A 17,487-nucleotide genomic window follows, 5' to 3' on the forward strand; every position below is an offset into this window, starting at 1 on the left:
CGATTGAAAAGTTTTGAAGGTTTCAGTTAATCTTGATCAGGTCCATGGCATCGAAGGACACCGCGGGCGTCAGCCAGCTCGACGAGCTGGTCGAACCGCTGACGACCCAGATCTTGAGCGTGTTCTGGCCGGCGATCAGGGCGCTGGCCGGAATCGTGTAGTCGTAGGTGATGTTGCGCGCACGGTAGGTGCCGACCGTCATGGTGCGGGTCGACGGTTGACTCGGCGGGAACACGTCGCCCGACTGCGAGCCGACGAAGGGCGAGGTCCAGCTGTTCACGTTGATCTGCGGCCGCCCGCCCGCCTGCGCGGCCGTGATGCCGATCCGGAAGCGGTAGGTCGAGGCGGCCGAGATCTGGCTTGCCTTCAGCGTGAAGTTGACCGTGACCGGGCCGTTCGGCGCGGTATTCAGGCCCTTCCACTGGAAGGCCGGCATGTGCTGGCCCGGCGTCGAGATCCCGACGCGGTAGGGATTGGCGCTGCTTGCCGTCGCAAACCATGGACCCATGCGCACGTCGGACGGATGCATGACGGTGATCTTGTCGCCATTGAGGAATTCCCTTGGCGTGCCGTCCCACTCGCCGATGCGGAACAACGCCTGGGTCAGGCTCGGATCGCCCTTGGCAATATGCCATTTGCCGCGCGGGTCCTCATTGTTCACCAGCGGATCGGCGCCGATCGTCACGGCCGGCACGATGTTGGTGGTGCCTGCGGTGACGTTGACCGTTGATGCGGCGACGGCCAGCTCGTTCTTGTACACCGTCATCGTGTAGCTGCCGGGGAGCATGCCGTCGGCCCGCGTGCTGCCGTCGTGGCTGGCGGCGTCGGCCCAGTATTGGGCCGTGGCGTTCGCGAAACCGACCGTGTACGGGTAGGCCGCGTGCCGGCCATAGATGGCCGGCACGAACACGCCACCGCGCCCGGTCGGCGGCACGTAACCCAGCAGGTTCATCTTCGAGAACCATGCCGTATCGACCGGCGCTGGCGCCGCACCGTTGTTGAAGACCATGGTGTAGGCGTTCAGGCGGTTGAAACGGAAGCCTTCGGTCTGGCCCTCGCCATAGTTGACGATGTAGGTGATCTCGTTGTTGGTGCTGGTGATCTGGTTGAGCAGGCTGCGGTAGAAGGGGCCGCCGGAGCCGCCTTCGTTGTTGTCGCGCAGGATCCAGACGCCGGCATTCGGACCGGTGCCGCCGATATATGCCCAGTCCTTCAGGCGCATGTTCGAATAATGCTTGGAACGCGTCTCGCCAGCATTCGCACCGGTGTTGATGCCGAAGATATCGCTTGCTTCGATGGCGTGGGTGGTGCCGCGCAAATCGTCGGGCCAGGATGGCGGGCGGTTCGGATCGGCATTCACCACCAGGCCGCCCGGGGTGCCGGCCGGCGTGCCGCTCGGCAGCGCGGCGATCCGCAGGCGCGCAATGAAGCGCACCAGGGCCTGGCCGGTCGGTTCGGCGGTGAAGTGGGTGCCCATGTAGATCTTGGGATCGCCCTTCCTGACCAGGTAGTAATGGGTCAGGACCCCGGTCGTCCCGCCGAGCGTCTTGACCGTGACCTTGATGTAATCGCTGGCCGCGGTGACCGCGCTCTGGCCGGCAGCCGGCAGGGTGACGGGGACGGCATTGCCGTTGGCGTCGACCGTTTCGGCCTTGACCTCGACCCCGGTCTGGTCCGTGTAGATGAAGTCGTAGCCGCTGTTGACCTGGGTGCCGCGGCCGGCATCCTGGTACTCGACGCCGTTATAAATGATGCTGGACAGGTCGCCCGGCGAGGTGGTGCTGGTATCGTTCGGGTGGCCGCGCACCTTGAATACCAGGCCGGCGTCGGTATCGATGGTGTAGCTGATCACGCGATCGCTCGCGTCCTTGGTCGCGGTGACGCTGAATGCCGCCTGCGCCTGCATGGACGCGCCGGACAGCATGGTGAACAGCGCACAGCCTTGCAGCAGTGCTTTCAAGCTCGGTGTCTTCATCGTGTCTCCAATAATGTTGTTGTAATTGCATTTCAGTATTGAATGTAAAGACGCGACGGGTCAATTGTCTCGGCAGGGCTTTCGAAAAAACTCAGGCGCGTGAGCGATATGTATAAAAAAACGCGGCCAGATCGCTCTGGCCGCGTTCTCGAGGATCGTTCCGTTTTACTTTTTCGGATACTTGATCGTCATTTCCTTCAGCAGGTTGTCGGCACGGTCGACTTCCTTCATCACCCACAGCATGTAGCGGATGTCGACGTGGATCGCGCGCGTGATCTCGCTGTCGAAGTACCAGTCCTTGGTGATCGATTCATAGGTCGAATCGAAGTTCAGGCCCACCAGTTCGCCGCGCCGGTTCATCACGGCCGACCCCGAATTGCCGCCGGTGGTGTCGGCGCTCGACAGGAAGTTCACCGGCACGGTGCCCAGCGCCGCATCCTTGAACACGCCGTAGCGCTTGCCCTTGATCGCATCGCTCAGGGCAGCCGGCACGATGAAGGGATCCTTGTTGCTCGCCTTCTCGACGATGCCCTCGACGGTCGTGAACGGTCCCTTGACCAGGCCGTCGCGCGGCGCATACGGCGCCACGCTGCCGTAGGTGACGCGCAGCGTCGAGTTGGCGTCGGGGTAGACCGGCTTGCCCTGCGACTTCTTCCAGGCGATGACGGCCGCCATGTACTGCGGGATCACGCGCTCCAGGTTGCCGTCGATCTCATTGCGGCGATTCTCCAGGGTCATGCCAGTGTCCTGCAGGCGCACCGCCAGCTGGATGAAGGGGTCGGCCGACTTGCGGAAGGCTTCCGGATCCTTGCCGATCCAGGCCAGGCGCTTGGCGGTATCGTCCAGGTCGGTCGCCTTGTACATCGCGTTCAGGGTGTTCGGTGCCGGCAGCAGCGCATCCAGTCCTTGCGGGCGCAGTTTCGCGTCGATGCGGCCGTAGCGCAGCAGCGCCGCGCCCCAGCGGGCTTCGTCGACCTGGGGCACGAAGGACTGCTCGAGGCGGGTCAGGCGCGCCTTGATGAAGGACAGGTCGCGCTCCTGGTAGCCGGCTTCACGCTGCGCGTCCGGCTTCTGGCGCTCCAGCGCCAGGCGGTACAGGGTGCGCGCGCTCTTGAGCAGGTCGCTGTGGATGGCCTCCGCCCAGGCGCCTTCCTGCCGCGCGGCCGCCATGTCCTGCGCGATCACGCCATCCAGCTCGCCCAGCAGGTTCCTGGCGCCGTTACCATTCTGCTTGTGCCAGGCGCGGAACCCGGCGTCCTGCACGTCCTTGATCGCGGCGATGTCCTTGCGCGCGAAGCCGTCCAGCAGGCCCTGGGTCTTCTTGAGCACGTTGTTCAGGCTCTTGGCCACGCTCGCATAGCGCACGTCCCAGGCCGGGTTGCCCATGGTGGCGGCCGAGATCACCGACAGGTCGGCGGTGATGCTCGCCACCTTGGCCGGGAAGTCGACGTCACGCGCGTAACGGATCTCGCTCGGCAGCTTGTAGCGGCTGGTGCGGCCCGGGTAGCCGGCCAGCAGGATCGGATCGCCCTTCTTCAGGCCTTCGGCGGAGACCACCAGGAAGTCCTTCGACTTATAGGGCACGTTGTTCGGCGACGGGTCGGCCGGGCGGCCGTCCGGGCCGACGTAGGCGCGCAGGAAGGCGTAGTCGCCGGTCTGGCGCGGCCATTCGTAGTTGTCGATGTCGCCGCCGAAGTTGCCGATGCGGTCGGACGGCGCGTACACCAGGCGCACGTCGCGGATCATCAGCTGCTTGATGCGATAGTACTCGAGGCCGCGGTGGAAGGCCGGGACCGAGCAGCGCACCGATTTGTCGGTCTCGCATTCGGCGACCAGCGCCTTGATGCGCGACTCCACCAGCTCGTGGCGTTCGCGGCCCGACAGGTTCGCAGCCAGGCCCTTGAGCACCCGCGCGGTGACGTTCTCGACCTTCTCGGTCACGTAGACCAGGGTGTTCGGGCCGCCCGGCAGTTCCTCGGCGCGGGTCCTGGCCAGGAAGCCGTTGACGATGTAGTTCTTTTCCGGGGTCGCATTGCGCTGGATCGCGCCGTAGGCGCAGTGGTGGTTGGTGACCACCAGGCCCTCCGGCGACACGAAGGACGCCGAGCAGCCGCCCAGCGAGACGATGGCGCTCATCGGATGCCTGGCCAGGTCGGCCAGCTTCTCGGCCGGCACGGTGATGCCGATGCGCTTCAGTTCGGATTTGAGTTGCGGCAGCTGGTGCGGTTGCCATTGGCCTTCATCGGCGAGCGCGAAGCCCCCAACGCCCATCAGGACGACGGGCAGGACAAACGATTTGAACAAATTTAAACCCCGGGTGAATGAAAATGCAGCCCGGAGTATATCTTTCTTACATATGCATGCGGTCGTTTTTTGGCGTATTGACGGGCTTACCCTGCCCGCCAGCCCCCACCCAGCGCCTGGATCAGGGCCACCGCCGCCGCCTGGCGGTCGGCCTGCACCTGCACCAGCGAACGGCGCGCATTCAGCGCCGTCGCCTGGGCCTGCACCACTTCCGAATAGCTCACCTGCCCCGCGCGGTAGCGGTTCATGATCTGCTGCTCGACCTTGTCGGCGGCTTCGGAGGCCACCCGGCGCAGCGCCTGCTGCTGCTCGAGCACGCGCACCGCCGTCAGCTGGTCCTCGACGTCGGCGAAGGCGCTGAGCACGGTCTGGCGGTAGCGCGCCACCGCCGCCTGATGGCGCGCCTCGGCCCCGGCCACGCCGGCGCGGGTGGCGCCGGCATTGAAGATCGCCTGGGCCGCCGACAGGCCGAAGGACCAGGCGGCGCTGGAAGCCGAGAACAGGTCCGAGACGCGGCTGCCGCCCGTTCCCAGCGAGGCGCTCAAGCCGATGTTCGGGAAGTAGGCCGAGCGCGCGATGCCGATTTCCGCGTTGGCGGCCGCCACGTCGCGCTCGGCGGCGGCGATGTCGGGGCGGCGCTGCAGCAGCAGCGACGGCACGCCGGCCGGCACCGCCGGCACCGTCACGCGCCACTCAGGCGACGGCGCCAGCGCGAACTCGCTGGGCGCCTTGCCGACCAGGACCGCGATGGCATGCTCGAACTGGGCGCGCTGGCGCACCAGCAACAGTTCGTCGCCGCGGGCATTGGCCAGCTGGGTCTCGGCCTGCAGCACGTCGGTGCGGGCGACGATACCGGCCTTGAAGCGGTTCTGGGTGATCTGCAGCTCGCGCTCGTAGCCGGTGATGGTGCGGGCCAGCAGCGCGCGCTGGGCGTCGAGGGCGCGCACGGCGAAATAGTTGGCCGCCAGCTCGCCCTGGGCCGACAGGCGCGCGCTGGCCAGGTCGGCGGCTGTCGCCTCGGCGCCGGCCTGGGCGCTGGTGACGCCGGCGCGCAGCCGGCCCCAGACGTCCGGCTCCCAGCTGCCGCCGAGGTTCAGACGGTAGGCATTATCGGCGCCCTGGCCGCGCACGCCGGCGCGGTCGGCGCCAAGGTTCAGGTTCAGGCTCGGGAACAGCGCGGCGCGCTGTTGCTGAACCAGGGCGCGCGCCTGGGCGTAGTTGGCCGCCGCCGCTGCCACGTTCAAGTTCGAGACCTCGACGCTGGCCGCCAGTTCATTCAGTACCGGATCCTCGAACAGCTGCCACCAGGGTCCGCGCTCGAGCGCATCGGCGGGCGCCGCCGGCACCCAGCCCTGGGCTTCCTTGAAGGCCGCCGGCTCGGGCGTCGTGGGCCGCTGGTAGGCGGGGCCGACCGCGCAGCCGGCGGTGAGGCTGGCTGCGAGGGCGATCGCAGGGAGGCGGAAGATGGAGTTTGTTCTCATGGGCGTCACTATTTTGCAGGGGCCGGTTCGTCGGCGTCGAAGTGGCGGGTCAGCTCGTGCTCGTCCGCCTTCCTGGTGCGCAGCTTGTCGAGCAGGACGTAGACCACCGGCGTCGTGAGCAGGGTCAGGAGCTGGCTGGCGACCAGGCCGCCGATGATGGCGATGCCGAGCGGGCGGCGCAGCTCCGAGCCTTCGCCGAAGCCGATCGCCAGCGGCAGCGCGCCCAGGGCGGCGGCCAGGGTCGTCATCAGGATCGGGCGGAAGCGCAGGATGCAGGCTTCGCGCACCGCCTGCGTCGCGGTGAGCCCACGCGCGCGCTCGGCCTCGAGCGCGAAGTCGATGATCAGGATCGCGTTCTTCTTCACGATGCCGATCAGGAGGAAGACCCCGATCAGCGCAATGATCGAGAACTCCATATTGAACAACAGCAGGGCCAGCACGGCGCCGACGCCGGCCGAGGGCAGCGTGGACAGCACTGTCACCGGGTGCACCAGGCTTTCGTAGAGGATGCCGAGCACGATGTAGATGACGACAATGGCGGCCAGGATCAGCATCGGCTGCTCCTTGCTCGACTCCTGGGCGGCGCGCGCCGTGCCCTGGAAGCTGCCGCGCACATTGGTCGGCATGCCGATGTCGGCTTCGGCCTGCTTCACGGCGGCCTGGCCGTCCTCGAGGTTGAAGCCCTCGGCCAGGTTGAATGAGACCGTGGTCGCCAGTTCGCCATCCTGGTGGTTGACCGAGGTCGGGGTCGAGCTTTCGGCGAAGCTGGCGACGGCCATCAGCGGCACCATGGTGGTGGCGCCGGACGACAGGGCCGATCCGCTGGACGGGTCGCGCGCGGCGGTCGGGTTCGACGGTGCGGAGGCCGCCGCCGTGGCGGTTCCAGTGCCGCGTGCCGGCACGTACACGTCGCGCAGGGCTTCCGGCGACTGCGCATAGCGCTGGGCCACGCCCATGATCACGCGATACTGGTTCAGCTCATCGTAGATATTCGCCACCTGGCGCTGGCCGAAGTTGTTGTACAGCGCATTATTGACGTCGCGCGTGCTGATGCCCAGGCGCGCCGCCGTGTCCTTGTCGACCGTGACGAAGGTCTCGACGCCGTTATCGGCCTGGTCGGTATCGACGTCCACCAGTGCAGGCTGGCGCTTCATCGACTCGGCCAGGCGCGTGGCCCACTGCTTCAGGTCGGCCGCATTGTCGCTCTTGAGGGTGTACTGGTAGGTCGAGTTGCTGGAGCGTCCACCCATGCGCAGGTCCTGCACCGGGTTCAGGAAGATCGACACGCCGGTCACGCGCGCCAGCTGCGGACGCAAGCGCGCGATCACTGCCTCGCCGGTGTCGCCTTCGGCGCGTTCGTCGACCGGTTTCAGGTTGAGGAACATGAAGCCGCCGCCGGCCCGTCCGCCCCCGGTGAAGGCCACCACGGTATCGACGGCCGGGTCGCGCTTGATGATGCCCACCAGCTGGCGCAGCTTGCCCTGCATGGCCTGGAAGGAGATGCTCTGGTCGGCGCGGATGCCGCCGTTCAGCTGGCCGGTGTCCTGGCGCGGGAAGAAGCCCTTCGGGGCCGCCGCGAACAGGTAGACGTTCAGGACGACCACGAAAGCGAGGATGATCATCACCAGCAGCTTGCTGTCGAGCGCCCAGTCGAGCGAATGCTCGTAGCCGCGCAACACCTTGCCGAAGCCCCGCTCGGACCAGCGCGCCAGGCGCCCGGGCCGCTTTTCCCCATCCTTGTCCTTGTTCTCCTTGCGCAGCAGCCAGGCGCACATCATCGGCGTGGTGGTCAGCGAGATCACCAGCGAGATCAGCACCGCCACCGACAGGGTGACGGCGAATTCGCGGAACAGCCTGCCGACCTGCCCGCCCATGAACAGCAGCGGGATGAACACCGCCACCAGCGACAGCGAAATCGACAGCACCGTGAAGCCGACCTCGCGCGCGCCGAGCAGCGCCGCCTTCATGCGGTCCATGCCGGTCTCGAGGTGGCGCGCCGTGTTCTCGAGCACGACGATGGCGTCGTCGACCACGAAGCCGGTGGCGACCGTGAGCGCCATCAGCGACAGGTTGTTCAGGCTGAAGCCCAGCAAATACATGACGCCGAAGGTGCCCAGCAGCGAAACGACGGTGGCCACCGCCGGGATGATGGTGGCGCGCACGCTGCGCAGGAACACGCTGACCACCAGCACCACAAGGAGGATAGAAAGCACCAGGGTGAATTCGATCTCGTGCAGCGAGGAGCGGATCGAATTGGTGCGGTCCGACGCCACCTGCAGGGTGACGTCGCCCGGCAACTGGGCCTGCAGCGTCGGCAGCAGCGCGCGCACGCCGTCGACGGTCTCGATGACGTTGGCGTCGGGCTGGCGCGTGACCAGTACGATCACCGCCGGCTGGCCGTTGAACAGGCCGAGCGTATTCACGTTCTCGACGCCGTCGATAACCTCGGCCACGTCGCGCAGGCGCACCGCGGCGCCGTCGCGCCAGGCCACGACCAGGTCGCGGTACTCGGCGGCGGATGGTCTACCCTCGCCGCCCTTGTCCCCGGCCGGCTGCGAATAGATCTGGAAGCGGTTGCCGCCTCCTTCGATCGCCCCTTTCGGGCGGTTGGCATTGGTGGCCTGGATCGCCGCGCGCACGTCTTCGCTGGATAAACCGACCTTGTTCAGCGCATACGGCAGCAGCTCGACCCGCACCGCCGGCAGCGAACCGCCGCCGATCTCGACCTCGCCCACGCCCTTCACCTGCGCCAGGCGCTGTTGCACCAGGTTCGCGACGGACTCGTAGATCTGGCCCGGTGAACGGGTCTTCGAGGTGAGCGCCAGGATGATCACCGGCGCATCCGAGGGATTGGCCTTGCGGTAGGTCGGATTGCTGCGCAAGGTGGCCGGCAGGTCGGCGCGCGCGGCGTTGATCGCGGCCTGCACCTCGCGCGCGGCCGAGTCGATCTTGCGGTTCAGGTCGAACTGCAGGCTGATCCGGGTCGAGCCGTTGCCGCTGTTCGAGGTCATCTCGTTGACGCCGGCGATCACGCCCAGGCGCCGCTCCAGGGGCGTGGCCACGCTCGAGGCCATGGTCTCCGGGCTGGCGCCGGGCAGCGAGGCCGACACCGAGATGGTCGGGTAATCGACCTGCGGCAGCGGCGACACCGGCAACACGAAGAAGGCGGCGATGCCGGCCAGCGCCAGCCCGATCGTCAGCAGGACGGTCGCGATCGGACGCTCGACGAAGGGCCGCGACAGATTCATGCGCCGACCTCTTTCGGCTTGTTCGACGCCTTACCGCTCCGCCGGCGCGCCAGGCGGTCGAAGGCCAGGTAGATCACCGGCGTGGTGAACAGGGTCAGCAGCTGGCTGACGATCAGGCCGCCGAAGATGGCCAGGCCCAGCGGGCGGCGCAGCTCGGCGCCCTCGCCCCAGCCCAGCATCAGCGGGACGGCGGCGAACAGCGCGGCCAGCGTGGTCATCAGGATCGGGCGGAAGCGCAGCAGCGAGGCCTGGCGGATCGCGTCGAGCGGGGCCTTGCCCTCGTCGCGCTCGGCCTCGATGGCGAAGTCGATCATCATGATCGCGTTCTTCTTGACGATGCCGATCAGCAGGATGATGCCGATGATCCCGATTACCCCCAAGCCCTGCCCGGTAACCCACAGCGCCAGCAGCGCACCGACGCCGGCCGAGGGCAGCGTCGACAGGATGGTCAGTGGATGCACGTAGCTCTCGTACAGCACGCCCAGCACGATGTAGACGCAGACCACGGCGGCCAGGATCAGCCACAGCTGGCTCGACAGCGAAGCCTGGTAGGCGCCCGAGGCCCCGAGGAAGGTCATGCTCACCGCGTTCGGCATCCTGATCTCCTCAGCCGCCGCGCGGATCGCATCCACCGCCGTGCCGAGCGAGACGCCGGGGGCGGTGTCGAAGCCGACCGTCGCCGCCGGGTACTGGGCCACGTGGGTGATCTGCAGCGGCGCCTCGGCCTCGCGGATGGTCGCCACCGCCGACAGCGGCGTCGGCTGGCCGGAACCGGTGCGCAGCTGCAGGCGGCTCAAGCTTGCCAGGGACATCGTCTCGTCCTGCTGGGCTTCGAGGATCACGCGGTACTGATTGGTCTCGGTGAAGATGGTCGAGACGATGCGCTGGCCGTAGGCGCTGTAGAGCGCATCGTCGATCGACGCGGCCGTGATCGACAGGCGCGAGGCGGTGTCGCGGTCGATGTCGATGTAGGCGGCGGCGCCGGCGGCGCCGGCATCGGTGGTCGCGTTGCGCAATTCCTTCATGGTCGCCATCCGGGCCACCAGCTTGCGCGCCCATTCGTTCACGGTGGCACTGTCGGCGCTCTCGATCGACAGGCGGTACTGGGTCGGGCCGCTCTCGGCATCGATGGTCAGGTCCTGGGTCGGCTGCAGGTACATGGTGACGCCGGCCACGCCGGCGACGCGGCTGCGCAGGCGCGCCATGACCTCATCCTGGTCCTCGCGGTCTTCACGCTTCAGGTTGATCAGCATGGTGCCGGCATTGAGCATGGTGTTGTTGGCCGCATCTACGCCCACGTAGGAGCTGAGCGAGGCCACCGCCGGGTCCTTCAGCACTTCGGCGGCGGCAAGCTGCTGCAGCCTGGCCATTTCGGCATAGGAAATCGACTGGCGCGCCTGCAGGCGTGCCTGCAGCTGGCCGGTGTCCTGGGTCGGGAACAGGCCTTTCGGGATGACGACCCACAACAGCGCGGTCAGCACCAGGGTGGCAAGCGCCACCAGCAGGGTCAGGCCCTGGCGCGCCAGTACCCAGCCCAGCGCCACGTCGTAGCGCTGGATCACGCGCTCGAAAAAGGCCTGGGACCTCGAGGCGAAGCGGCCCGGATGCTCGTCTTCGTGGCTCTTGAGCCAGCGCGCCGACATCATCGGCACCAGGGTCAGCGACACCACCATCGAGATCAGGATCGTCACCGCCAGCGTGACCGCGAATTCGCGGAACAGGCGCCCGACCACGTCGCCCATGAACAGCAGCGGAATCAGGACGGCGATCAGGGACACGGTCAGCGAAATGATGGTGAAGCCGATCTGGCTCGCGCCCTTGAGCGCGGCCGCCATCGGCTTCTCGCCCTCTTCAATGTAGCGCGCGATGTTCTCGATCATGACGATCGCATCGTCGACCACGAAGCCGGTGGCGATCGTCAGCGCCATCAGCGACAGGTTGTTCAGGCTGTAGCCCATCAGGTACATGATGCCGAAGGTCCCGACCAGCGAGATCGGCACCGCCAGGCTCGCGATCACGGTGGCGCGCAGGCTGTGCAGGAAGGCGAAGATCACCAGCACCACCAGCACCACGGCCAGCAGCAGTTCCATCTGCACGTGGTGGACCGAGGCGCGGATGCCGGCGGTGCGGTCGCTCAGCACGTCCATGCGCACCGAGGCCGGCAACCCGGTCTGCAGCTCGGGCAGGCGCTCCATGATGCCGTCCACGGTGGCGATCACGTTGGCGCCCGGCTGGCGCTGCACATTCAGGATGATGGCCGGCTTCAGGTTGGCCCAGGCGCCGATGCGCACGTTCTCGGCGCTGTCGACCACACGCGCGACGTTCTGCAGGCGCACCGGGGCGCCATTGCGATACGCGACGATCAGGTTCTTGTAGTCCTCGACCGCCAGCAGCTGGTCGTTGGCATTGATCGCATAGGAGCGGGTCGGGCCGTCGAAATTGCCCTTGGCGCTGTTGGCGTTGGCCGCCGTGATGGCGCTGCGCAGGCTGTCCAGGCCCAGGCCGTAGGAGGCCAGCGCCTCGGTGTCGGCCTGGATGCGCACCGCCGGGCGCTGGCCGCCGGACAGGGTCACCAGGCCCACGCCCGAGACCTGGCTGATCTTCAGGGCCAGGCGCGTGTTGACCAGGTTCTGGACTTCGGTGAGCGGCAGCGAGTCGGAGGTGATGGCCAGGGTCAGCACCGGCGCGTCGGCCGGGTTGACCTTGGCATAGACCGGCGGCGCCGGCAGGTCGCTCGGAAGCAGCGAGCCGCCCGCATTGATCGCCGCCTGCACTTCCTGCTCGGCGACGTCGAGGGTCTGGCCGAGGCCGAACTGCAGCGTGATCACCGAGACCCCGGCCGCGCTGGTGGAACTCATGCGGCTCAAGCCCGACATCTGGCCGAACTGGCGCTCCAGCGGCGCGGTGACGGTACGCGCCATGACTTCCGGGCTGGCGCCCGGGTACAGGGTCTGCACCTGGATGGTCGGGAAGTCCACCTGGGGCAGCGCCGACAGCGGCAGGAAGCGGTAGCCGACCAGGCCGGCCAGCACGATCGCCAGCATCAGCAGCGCGGTGGCGACCGGGCGGCGGATGAATGGGGCGGATGGGCTCAACATGCTCTCCCGATGCACATCATTGTTGCGCTCCCTGACGCTGACGGCGGCCCTCGCCCTGCCCCGCACCGGCGCCACGCGCCCCTTGCGGCCGGTCACCCGGCAAGGTCACCTTGGCGCCATCGCGCAGCCGGTCCGCACCTTCCGTGATCACCTGCTCGCCCACCTTCAGGCCCGAAGTGATCTGCACCTTGTCCACGTTCGCCTGCCCGCGCGTCACCGCGCGCTGCGACACCGTCTTCTCCCGCGCATTCAGCACATACACGAAGTCGCCGTTGGCGCCATGGCGCAACGCCGTCACCGGCACCACCACGGCATCCTCGATGGTGTTCAGCACCAGGCGCAGGTTGACGAACTGGCTCGGGAACAGCTTGTTGTCCGTGTTGGCGAAGCGCGCCTTGGCGCGCACCGTGCCGGTCTGGACGTCGACCTGGTTGTCGAGCGCGATGAAGCTGCCCGTGGCCAGCGTGTCGGTGCGGGTGCGGTCGAGCGCGGTGGCGGGAAGCTTGGCCCCTTGCGCGATGCGCCCCTGCAGCGCCGGCACCTGGTCTTGCGGCAGGGTGAATTCGACGTCGATCGGCGACAGCTGGGTGATCACGGCGACGCCGTTGGCATCGCCGCTGCCGACCAGGTTACCGATGTCCACCGTGCGCAGCCCCACCCGGCCGGCGATCGGCGCCTTCACCCGGGTATAGCCGACATTGAGCTGGGCCACGCCCTCGGACGCCCGGTCGGTCATGACCGTGCCTTCGAGCTGCTTGACCAGCGCCGCCTGGGTGTCGACTTCCTGGCGCGCGATCGAATCCTGTTCCAGCAGGGTGCGGTAGCGCGACAAGGTCAGGCGCGCACTCTCCAGCTGGGCCTCGTCGCGCTGGCGCTGGCCGCGCGCCTGCAGCAGCGCCATCTCGAAGGGGCGCGGATCGATAGTCGCCAGCACCTGTCCCTGCTTGACCTGCTGGCCTTCGGTGAACAGGATCTTCTGGACCACGCCCGACACCTGCGGCCGCACGGTGGCCGTGGCGGCGGGCACCACGGTGCCGAGGGCATCGATGTTGACCGGAATGTCGGCCTGCTCGGCAGTCGCGACGCCGACCGTGGTCGCCGGTCCGCCGCGTCCACCACGTCCACCTCCGCCTCCGCCGGGCCCGCCGGCACCGGCGCCGCCCTGGCCGCGCGCGCCCGCCGCGCCCGGCGGCCCGCCTGCTGCGCCGCCCGCCGGCCGATGGGTCAGGTACCAGGCCAGCGCGGCCAGGCCGATCATCGCGAGCACCGCGATGAGGGCGCCGATCCGGCGCTTGCGGCGCCGCGCCTCGGGGGATGGTGGCGGAGGGCTCGTGAGGGCGGGTTTCTGGGACGCGTTCGAATCCATGCTCAACCTTGTTGTTGTGGCCAGGGTGTTGTTCAGCTAACGATATGCCGAAAAGCTTAGCACCCCCTGGCGCGACGTTATGTTTCGTAACGTACATTGCGCACCCCACCTTGTTACATGGCCGGGACGGTCTTAACGCCGATTTACACCGTTGACGGAGAAATCCGCCCCGTAAACGGAAAACGGGTGCGGAATCGCTTCCGCACCCGTCGTTTTGACCTGGCGAGCAGTTACAAAATGGCTACAAATCTCTTCATGGCGTGCCGCACAGGCAGTGCGTGACGGCGGCAAACGGCTTGCGCCCATCCGCCACGTCCTTCAGCCAAGCCATGTCCTGCGCTACCCGGGCCACCGGACCAGCGGGAAGCGCGGCTTCCATCAGGCCAAGCCTGACCTGGATGTTGACGGCCTGGGCGGTCGAAGCGCCCATCATGTTCAGGAAGCGCTCGATGCGGCTGACCGGGCGCTCGACATAGGCCACGCGGTAGTCCTCGCCCAGCTTGGCGCGCCTGGCAGCAGAGGCCAGGGCATCGCGGTAGCCGCCCAGGCGGTCGACCAGGCCGCGTTCCTTGGCCTGGGCGCCGGTCCAGACGCGGCCCTGCCCCACTTCGTCGATCTTCGCGGCGGTGGTCTTGCGCGCCGCGGCGGCCTTGGCGGTGAACTCGCTGTACACGTGGTTGATGCTGCTCTGGATCAGCTGGGAGAAGCGCGGGTCGATCGGGCGCAGCGGGTTGTAGGCGTCGGCCAGCCAGGTAGTGGTCACGCCGGCGGTATGGATGCCCAGCTTGTCGCTCACCTTCTCGGCGGTCGGCAGGATGGTGAACACGCCGATCGAACCGGTGATGGTGGCCGGGTCGGCGATCACTTCGTCGGCCGCCATCGAGATCCAGTAGCCGCCCGACGCCGCGACACTGCCCATCGACACGACCACCGGCTTGCCGGCCGCGCGCGTCAGTTCCAGCTCGCGCCGGATCAGTTCCGAACCATAGGCGCTGCCGCCGGGCGAGTCGACGCGCAGCACGATTGCCTTGACCTGCTCGTCCTGGCGCGCCTGGCGGATCAGGTTGGCGGTGGTGATGCCGCCGACCACGCCGGGGCCGCTGCTGCCTTCGGTGATGTTGCCGGAAGCGACGATCACGCCGACCGCGTCGCCGAAGGCCCTGGGCTCGTTCCGCCCCAGGTAATCGTGGAAGCCGACCTGGCGGAAGGACTTGATGCGTTCTTCGTAGACGCCGCGCTTGACCAGCATGGCGCGCAGCTCGTCCTGGGTCCTGATGCCATCGACCAGCTTCGCCTCCTGCGCGACCTTGGCCGCGCTGCCCCCCGCCGCTTCCATCTGCTGCGGCAACGTCTCGATCCATTTGGCGATGGTGCCGCCCGGGAGCTTGCGGTTCTTCTCGACCTGCGCCGTGTAGTCCTGCCACAGGGCGTTGTACAGGAAGCTGTCGGCCTCCTGGGCTGCTTCCGAGGGGCCGTTGGCGATATACGGCTCGGCGAAGCTCTTGTAAGTGCCGACCTTGATCAGGTTGACGGTCACGCCCAGCTTGTCGAGGGCGTCGCGGTAGTAGTTGCGGCGCGCACCGAAACCTTCGATCAGCACCATGCCCATCGGGTGCACATAGACTTCATCGGCGTGCGAGGCCACCAGGTAGCGCTTCTGGTCATACATGCCGCCCCAGGCCACCACCTTCTTGCCGGCGGCCTTGACGCGCCCGATCGCGGCGCCGATCTCGCGCAGCTGGGCCAGGCCGCCGCCGTCCATCTGGTCCAGCAGCAGCACCACGGTGCCGATGTTCTTGTCCTTGGCCGCCGCATCCAGCACGGTCAGCAGGTCGCGCAGGCGCACGCTGCGCTTGCTGTCGCCGCCGAGGGAATCGAGCACAGTGTCCTGGAAGTTCGATTGGTACTGCTCGACCAGGTCGCCCTTCAGCTCCAGCACCAGCGCGGTCTTTTCGCCGATCGGCTTGACCCCGCCCGAGGTCATGATCATGACGACGAAGATCACGAACAGCAGGAACAGCAGGTTCATGAAAGTGCGGCGCGACACGTCGACCGCACGCCACAGCATGCCGAATCCGCGGCGCAGCGCGCTCAGGGGTTTGAAAGCCATCGAAACTCCGTCTTCAATCAATATGGTGGGCGCTCATCCCGCTGATGCGGTGAGCGCGGCCGTCCCGGCCTTTTCCTTGTGGGAGATCGCGAACAGGCCGGCAAATACGAGTATGCCATTTACCATAAGCAATTCCAGCCCAAGGCGGTAGGAACCGAGCAGGTGTTCCTGATTGTACTCAAGGAGAGCGCAAAGAATCGGTGCGCCGATCGTAACGTACGGCACCAGGTGGTCGGTCAGGCTGCGGCGGGTCAGCATGCCGAAGGCGAACAGGCCCAGCAGCGGACCGTAGGTATAGGCCGCCAGCTTGAGGATGACCACGATCATGCTCGGGTTGTCGGCCAGCTTGAAGCCCATCACCAGGAACAGGAACAGCCCGGCGAAGCCCAGGTGCACGCGGCGGCGCAGGCGCTCCTTGGCTGCTTCCGTCAGGTCGGTGCGGCGCTTGATGCCGAGGATGTCGATGCAGAACGAGGAGGTCAGCGCGGTGATGGCGCCGTCCGCGCTCGGGAACAGCGCCGAGATCAGGGCGATCAGGAAGATGATCTGCACCGTGGCGGGCAGGTGGCCCATGACCACGGCCGGGAAGATCTTGTCGCCGGTGGCGGTCACGCCGGCAACCGGTGCATACAGGTAAAGCAGGCCGCCCAGGAATAGGAAGCTCATCAACACAACCACCAGCACGGCGGTCAGGGTCAGCAGGTTCTTCTGCGAATCCTTGAGCGTCTTGACGGAAATGGTCTTCTGCATCATCTCCTGGTCCATGCCGGTCATGGTCAGCACGATGAAGGCGCCGGCCACGATCTGCTTGAGGAAGAAGTTGGGGCTGTCGAAGTCGGTGGTGAAGATGCGCGACAGGCCTTGCGACTGCATCGCGTCCAGGCTATCCGGGATCGACATGCCGAGTTCGCCCAGCAGGAACCAGACGCAGGCGAACAGGCCAAACAGCATGCAGGTGGTCTGCAGGGTATCGGTCCAGACGATGGTCTTGACGCCGCCCTGGTAGGTATACATCAGGATCATGCCGAGGATGACCAGGGTCGTCATCCAGAACGGCACGCCCAGGCTGTCGAGGATGATCGCCTGCAGGATGTTGACCACCAGGTAGAGCCGCGCGGTGGCGCCGAGCAGGCGCGAGATGATGAAGAAGCCCGCCCCGCTCTGGTAGGAACGGCGTCCGAGGCGTACGTCGAGGTAGTGGTAGATCGAGGTCAGCTGCAGCCGGTAGTACAGCGGCAGCAGGATATAGGCCACGGCGATGTAGCCGAACACGTAGCCGATCAGGATCTGGGCATAGCCAAAGGCGTCGGCCCCGACCGCGCCGGGCACGCTGATGAAGGTCGCGCCGGACAGCGTGGTGCCGACCATGCCGAAGGCGACCAGCATCCAGTTGCTGCTCTTGTTACCGATGAAGAAGCTGTCGTTGTCGGCGTTGCGGGAGGTGACCCAGGCGACGCCGAGCAAGAGGAGGAAATAGCCGATGAGGATAGCGAAGAGTAGTGCCGGGGACATGGAATTCCAGTGCGGTTGTCGTTTCGCCCAGCAATATACACCTAAGCGTTGCGACAAGGAATGCAGCAAACTGGTCCGCCCATGCCCGCCGGTTATGCCCCGTCGAGCTCTCTGGCAACCGGATTATTGTTCGCAAAACGTATCCGTAGTAGCAATCAAGGTGGCACCACACGTTGTTTTATGCCCTTCGTAGGCGACTGCGATATCATCGATAGTGTGACGTGGGTCTCCTTCAGCAATCTTGCAATTGTCATGTCCTTTGATGGGACAACTGCACACATCGCCGACACGAGCAACCGCTTTACCATCGACCGTAAAATGGCCTGCGCCCACGCTCACTACCTTGCCACCATGCGAGGTTGGATCACCGAGACGAATAACGTTGGGCATCGC

The 17,487-nt window shown here is 66.7% G+C and carries 9 protein-coding genes; all 9 read right to left on the reverse strand.

Annotated features, from left to right (window positions below; translation table 11 throughout):
• Positions 1-22 precede the first annotated feature (22 nt).
• Positions 23-1,975: a rhamnogalacturonan lyase B N-terminal domain-containing protein gene (locus AC56LK_RS00240; RefSeq protein WP_497182579.1), complete on the reverse strand. Its 1,953-nt coding sequence runs from the start codon at positions 1,973-1,975 to the stop codon at positions 23-25.
• Positions 1,976-2,140: 165 nt separating this feature from the next.
• Positions 2,141-4,279, reverse strand: a complete 2,139-nt coding sequence (locus AC56LK_RS00245; RefSeq protein ID WP_497182580.1) for a S46 family peptidase — start codon at positions 4,277-4,279, stop codon at positions 2,141-2,143.
• A gap of 86 nt (positions 4,280-4,365) precedes the next feature.
• Positions 4,366-5,760, reverse strand: coding sequence for an efflux transporter outer membrane subunit (locus tag AC56LK_RS00250; protein ID WP_497182581.1), 1,395 nt, complete (start codon positions 5,758-5,760; stop codon positions 4,366-4,368).
• An 8-nt stretch (positions 5,761-5,768) separates the two neighbouring features.
• Complete coding sequence (locus tag AC56LK_RS00255) at positions 5,769-9,008, reverse strand: efflux RND transporter permease subunit (protein ID WP_497182582.1); 3,240 nt, start codon at positions 9,006-9,008, stop codon at positions 5,769-5,771.
• On the reverse strand, positions 9,005-12,103 hold the full coding sequence (locus tag AC56LK_RS00260; RefSeq protein ID WP_497183031.1) for an efflux RND transporter permease subunit: 3,099 nt from the start codon (positions 12,101-12,103) through the stop codon (positions 9,005-9,007). The genes AC56LK_RS00255 and AC56LK_RS00260 overlap by 4 nt, the downstream gene beginning before the upstream one ends.
• 19 nt (positions 12,104-12,122) lie before the next feature.
• Complete coding sequence (locus tag AC56LK_RS00265) at positions 12,123-13,472, reverse strand: efflux RND transporter periplasmic adaptor subunit (protein WP_497182583.1); 1,350 nt, start codon at positions 13,470-13,472, stop codon at positions 12,123-12,125.
• Positions 13,473-13,725: 253 nt separating this feature from the next.
• Positions 13,726-15,582 (reverse strand): signal peptide peptidase SppA, encoded by a 1,857-nt coding sequence (sppA, locus tag AC56LK_RS00270; protein ID WP_497182584.1) that lies wholly within the window; start codon positions 15,580-15,582, stop codon positions 13,726-13,728.
• A gap of 33 nt (positions 15,583-15,615) precedes the next feature.
• Positions 15,616-17,094: a sodium:solute symporter gene (locus AC56LK_RS00275; RefSeq protein WP_497182585.1), complete on the reverse strand. Its 1,479-nt coding sequence runs from the start codon at positions 17,092-17,094 to the stop codon at positions 15,616-15,618.
• Between the two features lie 123 nt (positions 17,095-17,217).
• Positions 17,218-17,484 carry a PAAR domain-containing protein gene (locus tag AC56LK_RS00280; protein WP_497182586.1) on the reverse strand — a complete coding sequence of 89 codons (267 nt, stop codon included), beginning with the start codon at positions 17,482-17,484 and terminating at the stop codon, positions 17,218-17,220.
• Between the last annotated feature and the right edge of the window lie 3 nt (positions 17,485-17,487).

It is taken from the genome of Telluria sp. ZB4P36 (assembly GCF_059685865.1).

Excerpts from the sequence above, each read along its gene's own strand:
- AC56LK_RS00255 (WP_497182582.1), bottom strand. The coding sequence starts at position 9,008 with ATGAATCTGTCGCGGCCCTTCGTCGAGCGTCCGATCGCGACCGTCCTG.
- AC56LK_RS00280 (WP_497182586.1), bottom strand. The coding sequence starts at position 17,484 with ATGCCCAACGTTATTCGTCTCGGTGATCCAACCTCGCATGGTGGCAAG.
- AC56LK_RS00250 (WP_497182581.1), bottom strand. The coding sequence starts at position 5,760 with ATGAGAACAAACTCCATCTTCCGCCTCCCTGCGATCGCCCTCGCAGCC.
- AC56LK_RS00275 (WP_497182585.1), bottom strand. The coding sequence starts at position 17,094 with ATGTCCCCGGCACTACTCTTCGCTATCCTCATCGGCTATTTCCTCCTC.
- sppA (WP_497182584.1), bottom strand. The coding sequence starts at position 15,582 with ATGGCTTTCAAACCCCTGAGCGCGCTGCGCCGCGGATTCGGCATGCTG.
- AC56LK_RS00265 (WP_497182583.1), bottom strand. The coding sequence starts at position 13,472 with ATGGATTCGAACGCGTCCCAGAAACCCGCCCTCACGAGCCCTCCGCCA.
- AC56LK_RS00240 (WP_497182579.1), bottom strand. The coding sequence starts at position 1,975 with ATGAAGACACCGAGCTTGAAAGCACTGCTGCAAGGCTGTGCGCTGTTC.